The sequence below is a fragment of the Algoriphagus chordae genome (assembly GCF_003254055.1).
Classification (GTDB): Bacteria; Bacteroidota; Bacteroidia; order Cytophagales; family Cyclobacteriaceae; genus Algoriphagus; species Algoriphagus chordae.
Genome location: NZ_QKZT01000011.1, coordinates 152,612 through 161,978, shown reverse-complemented (window position 1 = coordinate 161,978; position 9,367 = coordinate 152,612). Strand labels below are relative to the sequence as shown.

The 9,367-nt window shown below is 38.6% G+C and carries 12 protein-coding genes and 1 pseudogene; 1 reads left to right on the top strand and 12 read right to left on the bottom strand.

From position 1 onward, the window contains the following. Positions 1-66: 66 nt before the first annotated feature. The 12 genes and pseudogenes from LV85_RS13530 to LV85_RS13475 form a co-directional block, all read right to left on the bottom strand. On the bottom strand, positions 67-375 hold the full coding sequence (locus LV85_RS13530; RefSeq protein WP_111320296.1) for a 6-bladed beta-propeller: 309 nt from the start codon (positions 373-375) through the stop codon (positions 67-69). Positions 376-464: 89 nt separating this feature from the next. Further along, positions 465-785: a hypothetical protein gene (locus tag LV85_RS13525; RefSeq protein WP_111320294.1), complete on the bottom strand. Its 321-nt coding sequence runs from the start codon at positions 783-785 to the stop codon at positions 465-467. Between the two features lie 177 nt (positions 786-962). After that, positions 963-1,298: pseudogene (locus LV85_RS13520) on the bottom strand (thiamine-phosphate kinase); the annotation flags it as partial. A gap of 352 nt (positions 1,299-1,650) precedes the next feature. Beyond that, positions 1,651-2,811: a hypothetical protein gene (locus LV85_RS13515; RefSeq protein WP_111320292.1), complete on the bottom strand. Its 1,161-nt coding sequence runs from the start codon at positions 2,809-2,811 to the stop codon at positions 1,651-1,653. 80 nt (positions 2,812-2,891) lie between these two features. Continuing rightward, positions 2,892-4,046 (bottom strand): hypothetical protein, encoded by a 1,155-nt coding sequence (locus LV85_RS13510; protein WP_111320290.1) that lies wholly within the window; start codon positions 4,044-4,046, stop codon positions 2,892-2,894. A gap of 115 nt (positions 4,047-4,161) precedes the next feature. Then, entirely contained in the window at positions 4,162-4,842 is a 681-nt protein-coding gene (locus LV85_RS13505; RefSeq protein WP_245942308.1) for an SCO family protein, read from the bottom strand. Beyond that, positions 4,805-5,416, bottom strand: a complete 612-nt coding sequence (locus tag LV85_RS13500) for a toxin-antitoxin system YwqK family antitoxin (protein ID WP_111320286.1) — start codon at positions 5,414-5,416, stop codon at positions 4,805-4,807. The genes LV85_RS13505 and LV85_RS13500 overlap by 38 nt, the downstream gene beginning before the upstream one ends. After that, positions 5,403-6,224: a YHYH protein gene (locus tag LV85_RS13495; RefSeq protein ID WP_111320284.1), complete on the bottom strand. Its 822-nt coding sequence runs from the start codon at positions 6,222-6,224 to the stop codon at positions 5,403-5,405. Before LV85_RS13495 ends, LV85_RS13500 begins: the two co-directional genes overlap by 14 nt. A gap of 34 nt (positions 6,225-6,258) precedes the next feature. Then, the gene (locus tag LV85_RS13490) at positions 6,259-6,741 is read right to left on the bottom strand and encodes a periplasmic heavy metal sensor (protein ID WP_111320282.1); all 483 of its coding nucleotides are present in this window, start codon (positions 6,739-6,741) and stop codon (positions 6,259-6,261) included. Further along, complete coding sequence (locus tag LV85_RS13485; RefSeq protein ID WP_146260475.1) at positions 6,738-7,022, bottom strand: hypothetical protein; 285 nt, start codon at positions 7,020-7,022, stop codon at positions 6,738-6,740. The genes LV85_RS13490 and LV85_RS13485 overlap by 4 nt, the downstream gene beginning before the upstream one ends. A gap of 4 nt (positions 7,023-7,026) precedes the next feature. Then, on the bottom strand, positions 7,027-7,629 hold the full coding sequence (locus tag LV85_RS13480) for an RNA polymerase sigma factor (protein ID WP_111320278.1): 603 nt from the start codon (positions 7,627-7,629) through the stop codon (positions 7,027-7,029). Between the two features lie 153 nt (positions 7,630-7,782). Further along, positions 7,783-8,364 (bottom strand): uracil-DNA glycosylase family protein, encoded by a 582-nt coding sequence (locus LV85_RS13475; protein ID WP_111320276.1) that lies wholly within the window; start codon positions 8,362-8,364, stop codon positions 7,783-7,785. Between the two features lie 219 nt (positions 8,365-8,583). Here LV85_RS13475 and LV85_RS13470 point away from each other — a divergent pair, with 219 nt between their 5' ends. Then, positions 8,584-9,168 (top strand): DUF4136 domain-containing protein, encoded by a 585-nt coding sequence (locus tag LV85_RS13470; protein WP_111320274.1) that lies wholly within the window; start codon positions 8,584-8,586, stop codon positions 9,166-9,168. The last annotated feature ends 199 nt before the right edge of the window (positions 9,169-9,367 follow it).

Here is a 9,367-nt window from a genome sequence, read left to right as displayed (position 1 = left end):
TGCTAAAAAGAGGCCTTGGATGGATGGGATATTTGCCCAAATTCAAAACATAAGCCCTCCATTCAATTATTCTAATGCATAATGCGGGTTAAAAATTAATTTTCCGGATTTATCAAAACAAAAGATCGTATTCGTTGCACTTTTATTAAGGACAAAGATCAGATCCTTAACGATCAGTGTTTTGGTAATACCACTAATTAACACATCATCAGTTGTTTCCAAAGGTATAATTTCAACAGATTCAAATATATCTGTGAACTCTAATTTCAACTTACTTGAAACATTAACCTCTATTACTTGATTTGAATTCTTAAATTCGTTTTCAGAACAAGAAAGAATAAAAATTGAGAATAATACAAAATATAAATTTTTCATAAAAAGAAGAGAGGCTGCCTCAAAATGAGGGACAGCCTCTGATTTATTAGGTTAAATATCTGATTCAATTTTTATTACCAAATAATTGACTACTCTAGACGATAACAATTTGGTTCTGGATCTAATGATAGTCCTGGGCAGCATGAAATCTCATCCATCTCACACTCTTCAAAAGAAACCCAAACGTTTTCATTTGCACAATATTTTTCAGTGGAGTTGTAAAGTGAATAAGATAATTCAGGAATGGGGCAACTTGGAGGCATTCTTTCAGCAAAAGCCTGATTCCGCACAATTTGATCTAAACTGATTAGAGGAATAATTTGATTTTCATTGAAATCAAAGCTAGGCCCAATATTCAAAAATAATACTGCTGCTAAACAAACCGCTTTGGTTAATACGCGAGTCTTCATAAAGAAATTGAAATTAAGGTTATAACTAAAATATTTTTTAATTTTTAAAAAAAACCAAAAATCCTAATTTTAGTTGAAGTTTATCTTTACAATAATAATTAATTCAGAACATCGGTAAACATAAAAGTTGAAAATCTACCTTCATGTAAGGTAGATTTAGGTCAAAACAAATTCACATCAAAAATGTTTCCAGCCTTGAGCTTTAATCTGCACTGCGGTTCCACTTTTTGTAACCAAGAATTTACCTTCTTCAGACTTCGTGATATGACCGATAAAGTGGATATCCGGATGCTTTTCTAGTTTCTCAAAGTCCTTCTGATCAATCGTAAATAGCAACTCGTAATCTTCTCCCCCATTCATCACACAGGTAATCGGATCTAGATTCAACTCTACAGCAGTATCGAAAGTCTGCTTATCAATTGGCAACTTATCTTCGTAAATAGTCGCTCCAACTCCTGAAGCTTTGCAGATATGGAAAATCTCAGAAGCCAATCCGTCAGAAATATCCATTACCTATCGGCAACGATTCCAGATGGTTGACTGCTGGTTTTTTGAAATACAAAGACTTATCAGTCGATTGTGCCTGACAAAACTGATATCCCAGAATACTAAAGAGGACTATGAAACAGGACTTTTGAAAAAAACTACTTACCATAATATTGGGTTGTTACTAATTATTAATTTACTGATGAGCTTCACTATTTATTAAGACCATCGAATGATTGTCTATGATTTAATCTACTATCGTCGAGATATCGAAAGTTTCTTCCTTGACTTTTCCTGATAATAGCGAAACACTAAGCTTCACTGATCCACCTTTGGTTAATGTAATTTTATAATCGAGCGAGACCTGGAAAGCCTCACACTACTCGACTTGCAATTTCACCTTGTACAAAATGATCCAATCGTCCTCAGTTTCGGATAATGAAGCATCTTTTGATACTACTATTTCACCCTTCCTATTCACAACTCTTGGCGCAGCGCTGGTCGCTGGAAATGGAATATTGACTGCTAATTGCTTAAAATCCTGGTCGAAAATCGCAGCATAAAATGGATTTTTCATCTTGATTGCCAAATTGTACTTATCTCGATCTTCATCTGGCTCCGGCATTCTATTTTCCTCAATTCCCTTATTGTAGATGGCGACATAATAATCCTCCACTTGTAAAATATCTACCAGGCCCCCGTTTGTCCTTTTATAGTTTTGGGTGTAAAAACCTTCTCGATCTTCTAGTTCTGCAGGGGTATAAGCAACCCAGTCAGGAATAGCTATGCGAACAGTTTTATCATAGACAATATCTCCATTCACCTTTTTATACACATATATCTTAGGTTCTACCCAAGTTCCCAGCAAAACCAGATTTTCCATATCACTGACCACAGGAAAGAGCATGCCGTGCATTTGTCCATCCAAAATATCGGAAGTCTGCGGAAGACTCAATGCACTAAGGGTATCGCCAGAAGTCAAATCTTGCCCTTCAATGAAGGGTCTATGATACATTTCTGAATAAAATTTACCGCCTTCCTGACCCAACGAATACAGGCTTTCAGGCATTGGTTTAGGGTAATAAAGTCTATTCCCATACTTAAAAGCCCCAAGCTTTGGATAAATCATGTACGGGACGAATTTGTAAGGCACCGTAATCTCTCCAATTCTATTGCCATCTTGATACAGCAAAAAACCCTTGGTCTCGGATAGGATAATGACCTCTCCCTCCAAGTATCCAGATCCCAAAACAAAACCTACCGCATCCTTTGCATCAGTGGTGAAATCCTTTTCCCTGAGGATATTGCCTTCGCTATCTATTTCCAAATATTTTTCAGTAAAGTCAGTTGTCAGCAGATACTTATCCTCTTTGGCATCATAGTCTATGAGCTTCATTTCACCTAGAAAATCTACTTGGATAGAGTCAACTAATTCAAAGGAGAAATTATCTGGATGGGCAACTTTTTCAGAATTTCTTCCACAGGAAAAAACAGCAAATAATAAACAAAGACTGGTGATCTGGCTGAGGGAAATCTTCATTTGAGAATCAGAGGGAAAACATATGTTATTAAGCTAAAAGTGAATGTAAGAAATATCTTTCCCTAGAGAAACGATAATTACTAGTCGAATTTCAATTTCAGCTTATAAAGGACAATCCCATCGTCTTCCGTTTCGGATAAACCCGCTACTTTAGAGACAATTAATTCTCCCGAATTATTCACCACATTGGGATAATTGCTTGCTATTGGAAAAGGAACATTTGTAGCCAATTGATTAAAATCCTTATCGAAAATTGCTGCATAATTGGGGTTCTTTTTTCGTATAGCCAATCCCCCATCTGTTGGTGGGCCTAGTTTGGTCATTTCTTCTTCAGAAAGACCTTTGTTATAAACAGCGATATAATAATCACCTGACACTAAAATATTGGTCAGTATTCCGGCCCGCTTTTTCCTGTTTACTTCAAAAAATTGTTCGGCCTTATCCAAAGCCACCGGAGTATAGGGTACCCAATCGGGGATGTTCACATCTACAGTCTTTTCAAACATAAATTGATCCCCAACTTTATTGTACACATAGAATCTTGGTTCAAACCACATGCTAAGCATCAGGTTATCTTCATCCAAAGTATAGACTGGAATCGGGAATCCGTGAACCTGATCGCCTAATAAATCAGAAGATTCTGGTAAACTAAGTGCTCCAAGTGTGTCGCCTGAAATTTTATCTTGGGACTCTATTATAGGCAGTCTATACAATTCCTGATAGAACTCACCCTCTTCCATTTTAATAGCCAAGGTCTCAGGCCAAGGTTTAGGGTAATAGATTTTATCCCCAGATTCAAATACTCCCAGTTTCGGATACATCATAAAAACCTGAAAGGGATAGGAAATACTTATCTCAGCAACTTTGGTAGAATCCCGAAATATATAGTAACCCTTTGGTGGATTGAATACGGTGACATCTCCATTGAAATAGCCTAAGCCCAATGCCTGGCCCACTGCGTCGATTCCATCTTCACTGAATTTGTTTTGATTGAGGATTTTACCGTCTTCATTTACTTCCAGATATTCATAGTAAGCATCCGTAGCCAATAGGTATTTTTCAGCTTTAGCATCGTAATCCAACAACATCATTTCACCAAGGTAATCCACCTGAACAGAGTCGATGATTTCCAGAGAAAAGGCCTTTGGTTCAATAGTGTTTTCTGCTTTTTCTCCACAGGAAAAAAGGCTTAGCAGTATAGTACTGACTGCTAGTTGAGGTAAATTAAGTTGCATAAGAAAAATTTTATAGTGGCAAAATCAATTGTCAATTGCATGATTCTCAAAATCATATATAAAAAACTAAATCAAACTTACCTCTGCAACTAATTAAAGTTTTTTAACTAATTCTTCAACTTGACTCTAGAGTCTTGACATCGGCCACCAACTGAGCAATGGAAGTCTTATTTAAACCATTGTATATCCCACGAATATGTTGCTCCTTATCGATCAGGACAATATTCTCCGTATGGATGAAATCATCTTCCGATTTTGCCAAGCCCAAATCCTCCTCAATGAAATAGGCATTTCGCCCAAGACTGTATATCTGTGATCGATCTCCTGTCAGCAGATCCCATTTCCCATCCTTCACTCCTTTTGAATCGGCATATTCCCGTAAGACTGATTCGGTATCGTAGTCAGGTGTGACAGAGAAAGAAATCAGCCTTACTTCTGAATCATCAGAAAACTCTTCCTGAATCAAATACATATTACTCGCCATCTTGGGGCAGATCCCTGGGCAAGTAGTAAAGAAAAAACTTACTATCTGAATTTTATTCTTGTAGGTATCTTGTGTGATTTCTTTTCCATTTTGATTGACAAGACTAAAAGCTGGAATCGAATGAAAATCAGCAGGAACAGCTAGCTTAGAATCAAACCACTGCGGTGTAAAAGAAGCTTCTGAGTAATACGGAAGTTCGTTTACGCGACTACTTATCTCCTGCTTTGGAGATTCACAAGCAATCAGCAGTAGCAGTGAGCAAAAGAGCATCATCCTAATTCGCATATTCAATACTTTCATCGTTAAGTTCATAGCAAAGATTAGCTCGTTTAAGGCCAAAAATCCTTCCGTTTTTCGCTTCATAATTGGCGTAAAGCTTTCCATTTTCTCTCCACGCCTGCTGCAGTCCCTCTTCTTTTCCATCTATTAAATTGATCCGCTTGAAGGGATTCCCACTACTGTACCATTGCATCTGCTCTCCCTCCACTCTTCCAGCTACATAGTTGGACTCAGATCTCTGCTGACCATTTTCCCACCAGGATTTGACAGTTCCATGCAACTTGTTTGAAACATACTCTGCTTCGTAGCTCAGTAGACCATTTTCAAACCATTTTTGACTTATTCCTTCACGTTTGCCAGCCACATAGCTAGACTTTTCGGATAATTGTCCAGTTGCATAATAGTCCATACTATAACCTGTAAATGGCGAGTCTTGGTAATAGAGCTTGCCCTCATCGGGATGAAGTACGAGTTGATCCACGATTACCTCTTCAGCGATGGAAATACTGGCCTGAACTTGATCATCCTGTAAAGCAGTGGGCACAGAGCTATTTTCAGATAACAGCAATAGGGCAAGCAGGGTAAAAAGCAACTTAATAGATGGCATTAGAACTTCCTTGATAATTGCCTGGAAACAAAATGTAATACTTGTTTAGATACAGTTCATTCTGAGTGTGGTAGTGATAAAGCTCCTCAGTAGAATGCTTGGTAGCACTGGTATGCCCGCCTGATGCATCAAGATCTACAGGATAAGTATCAGAGGAAGCGCATTTTCTACCATACAATAAAAAGCCATCTGAGATTACCCCGATCAGATTGTCATCATCATCTGAAAAAGACTTAGGCTCCAGGTGGTAATGATAACTCTGAGGACCAGTATGTGCGCCGTTGAAATCCAAAGAGGACACCGCTCCGTCAAGTGGGATATTTGGTCCTTCTTCATCATTATAAATCATCGCTCCACTGACGGCTATGCCAATTGGACCCAAGCCAGTAGAAGATGTAGATGAAGCTTTTGTGGGGGCAGCAGGGATTCTTAGGGTATATGATCCGTTGAAATTATCAATATTTCCTGGAGCCATCTGGTCGTATGAGGTCACTGTTGGCTCCACAAACAATGGATGATCCACTTCTGCTGCTTCTGTTACCATCGTTCCTTCCCCATTCGGACCGACGATAGAGCGCTCGTGGGTACTTGACCAGTAAGGTGATTTGTGATTGGGCATGCCATTAGATTCAATGACGATCTCCTGCCCATCCAAGTAGATGGTAGTATTCTCATCATCAAAATCGGAAAATGCTGCCGGCAATTCGGTAACAAGATTACCTGGGACATTTTCTTCACTTGTACTGCCGCAAGCCATCCAAGTGCATATCCCAAAAATCATTAAAAGGCTAAATCTGATTGTCTTCATAGTAATTGTCTTTTACTAATTAGACGCGATCATTTTATTTATCCCTCGGAGGTGGCGAGTTATTTTTTCTTCCACCCAGAATTGCTGGGATTAGTTCGTCGACAACCTCATTAAAATCAGAAAGCTGATCTGCATGACAGATTAATTTCAATTCCTCAAAATGATCGAAGGTAATGCGAATCTTCTCTCCCTGGATTTGCTTAATTTTCTCTAAGGCTACTGATTTTTCCTGCTCATCAAGTTGATCTGATTTAAGCAACTGAAAATAGGTGTTGGTGGCTTCCATTTGGCGATGGTCCAGTTTCATCATTTCCTCACTATGAACTTTGGCTAATGCTTCATAGCTAGACTTCTGGGATTCATCAAGCTTCAGCTTAGTTGAGATCATATCCACCAAATCGTTGTTTTGCCCTCTCATGGGAGGCCCAGCAGGTTTCACTACCAGCAAAAAAATCAAGACCAGGTTCAGGAGAACCAGTATTGCGAAACTCACTTTAACTGTCAATAGGTTTTTCATTCAGAATAAAGATTAAAATCTGATAACAATCCTTCGTATTGAAGCTCCATTTCGGCCTGTGTATTATTGCTACTGAAATAATCCACTACCACATAAAGATTACAACTAATAAGCAAAGCTATCGCTGCTGCAATAGCCATCATGCTAGGCCTCTTCTCAGGCACTGCCCTCAACTCTGTAGCAGAAATTCTACCTTGAATTTTGCTAAATGCATCCTCAGGTGGACTTGCCCGTTGCATCCCCTTTACACTATCCACAGCCTTATCTGTCCAATGCTCCATAATCTTATGACGTTTTTATTTGCTTTTCCCCTCGCTCAGGATACAAATGAATTAAAGTTTTTTTCAAATTTTCTTTCGCCCGCCTCACTAGAGACTCTACTGCTTTACGAGACAGTTGCATGATTTCTGCAGCTTCCGTCTGGTTGAGGTCTTCTATCTGAGTAAGGATGAAAGCAGTTTTTTGATTTTCTGGCAATGTCTCAATGACTCGAAAAAGAGCCTTTGCATCTTCTTGGTTTTCTAACTTTACTCCGGGATGTACAAAATCCGTTTGATCGTATTGAATATCTCCTGAATCTTTTTTGTAGAGGGAATAAAAGAAACCTTTTCGCTTAGTGGCTTGCTGACTACGCTTAAAATCCAAGGCACGATTGACCGCAATTCTATATATCCATGTGCTGACAGATGAGTCCTGTCTAAATTTAGCTGATTCGTGAAACACTTTCACAAATACATCCTGCAGCAATTCCTCCGCATCCTCTTCATTTTGAGTATAACTCAAGAGCGTATTGTATACTCGTGCGCTAAATGCATCATATAACTCCTTAAAAGCTATTTGATCACCAGAGCCAATCCTCTCAATCAATAAATGATGCTTTTCGCTCATTTATTTAAAGTTTTTATAAAAAAACATTCCCCAATTAATCTCATGTTCAGCGCAGCTAAAAGCATATTTCTAGCACAATAGTATGCAATAAAATAAAGTGTAAAAATTTTAGGCAGAGAGTTAACAACTTTTGAAGTTTGAGCAGTTTCCAATTTACTTAATCAAATCATGAACTCGCTCACGAAGGCTCGGCACCACTTCTTCCTCAAACCAAGGGTTTCTTCTCCTCCACATCAGATTGCGGGGAGAGGGATGAACCAAAGGTAAAAATTCTGGCAAATAGGTCTCGTAATTCTTTACAGTTTCAGTCAGCGTTTTCTTTTTGTCCTTACCCAAATAGTATTTCAAGGCATATTGCCCAATGAGAATAGTAAGCTTCACTTCTGGCATATGATCTCGCATTTCCTGGTGCCAAGTCGGTGCACATTCAGGCCTTGGAGGCAGATCTCCACCTTTCCCCCTGCCAGGATAGCAAAAACCCATCGGCATTATCCCAAATAATTTCGGATCATAAAATTGTGCTTTATCTACATCTAGCCAGCGCCTCAATTCATCTCCACTTGGGTCATTCCACGGAATTCCTGTTTTGTGCACTTTCGTGCCTGGTGCCTGCCCTATAAGTAGAATTTTACTTTGCGGATGTATAGAAAAAACAGGATTGGGACCTAAGGGAAGGTGAGACTCACATAAACGACATGATTTTGCTTCCCTGATTAAATTGTAAAAATTGTCCATTGGGCGACTATTCTTGCTTTTTCACTAGTACTAGTATACAAAAGAGAAATGAATTTTTACTCAACGATGCTTTTATGTCGAAATAATTGTAAATTATTAGGCTATAAAGTTGAATACCAAATAATTAATCAAAACAATAGTATGTTAAGTTTAGTTAAATCCAAGTTTACCGTTTGTGCGTAACTGGGAAAACGTTTCACTACCTATACTTCAAATACCATGAAAAATTCTTACAGCCTTTTTACTCTGATAATTTTTATCTGTGTAGGATGCTATTCATCCAAAGATTTCATTGCAGAGTATGACTACAACTATCATGCTTCCTTCAAACGGTACAAAACCTTTGCTTTCGTGGTTCCTTCCGAGGCAGACACTAGCATGATTTCCCCAGTGCTAAGCGCTACAATCGGAGCAAGACTTGGGTCTCAAGGCTTTCGAGAGCAGGAAGAAAAACCTGATTTATTGGTAAGTTATAAGGTCTTTATGGACTCCATAAAGTATCGAGGATATGTACAGCCCGAATTTAATTATTGGCTGAAACGGGTAAATAATGTACCCGTGAAAGAAGATGGAGAAATCGACAAAGAGCAGGAAAAAGACGAAACTTATAATCATGTGAGATATCATCAAAAACAAGGAATGCTCGTGATCTATGTGATCGATAGCAAGCGTGGAAACACGATTTGGCAGGGATATACGGCAGCTAATTTTGATTACGATTCACCAAATTTCCAATCTGATATCACTAGGGCAGCTTATCGAGTGATGAATGAATTCAAAGTTTTGAACCGGCAAATGGAATAATTGCCATGATTCGTGAGTATGGAAATGTTCAACTTGTGTAGAGTTTCCACAGTTATTTGAAGAAGCCCCAAAATTTGTTTGGGGCTTCTTTTTTTTGCTAAAACCTAGCCTATGGACTCCAATCGAAGTTTACGAGATGACTTCAGCAAATTTGTGAGCAATTCTCAGTTCTGGCAATAGCTTTGAAATAGCTGATGGA

Bases quoted from the DNA above. Each gene is read 5' to 3' on its own strand.
- LV85_RS13530 (WP_111320296.1), bottom strand. From the start codon at position 375: ATGAAAAATTTATATTTTGTATTATTCTCAATTTTTATTCTTTCTTGT.
- LV85_RS13525 (WP_111320294.1), bottom strand. From the start codon at position 785: ATGAAGACTCGCGTATTAACCAAAGCGGTTTGTTTAGCAGCAGTATTA.
- LV85_RS13515 (WP_111320292.1), bottom strand. From the start codon at position 2,811: ATGAAGATTTCCCTCAGCCAGATCACCAGTCTTTGTTTATTATTTGCT.
- LV85_RS13510 (WP_111320290.1), bottom strand. From the start codon at position 4,046: ATGCAACTTAATTTACCTCAACTAGCAGTCAGTACTATACTGCTAAGC.
- LV85_RS13505 (WP_245942308.1), bottom strand. From the start codon at position 4,842: ATGAACTTAACGATGAAAGTATTGAATATGCGAATTAGGATGATGCTC.
- LV85_RS13500 (WP_111320286.1), bottom strand. From the start codon at position 5,416: ATGCCATCTATTAAGTTGCTTTTTACCCTGCTTGCCCTATTGCTGTTA.
- LV85_RS13495 (WP_111320284.1), bottom strand. From the start codon at position 6,224: ATGAAGACAATCAGATTTAGCCTTTTAATGATTTTTGGGATATGCACT.
- LV85_RS13490 (WP_111320282.1), bottom strand. From the start codon at position 6,741: ATGAAAAACCTATTGACAGTTAAAGTGAGTTTCGCAATACTGGTTCTC.
- LV85_RS13485 (WP_146260475.1), bottom strand. From the start codon at position 7,022: ATGGAGCATTGGACAGATAAGGCTGTGGATAGTGTAAAGGGGATGCAA.
- LV85_RS13480 (WP_111320278.1), bottom strand. From the start codon at position 7,629: ATGAGCGAAAAGCATCATTTATTGATTGAGAGGATTGGCTCTGGTGAT.
- LV85_RS13475 (WP_111320276.1), bottom strand. From the start codon at position 8,364: ATGGACAATTTTTACAATTTAATCAGGGAAGCAAAATCATGTCGTTTA.
- LV85_RS13470 (WP_111320274.1), top strand. From the start codon at position 8,584: ATGAAAAATTCTTACAGCCTTTTTACTCTGATAATTTTTATCTGTGTA.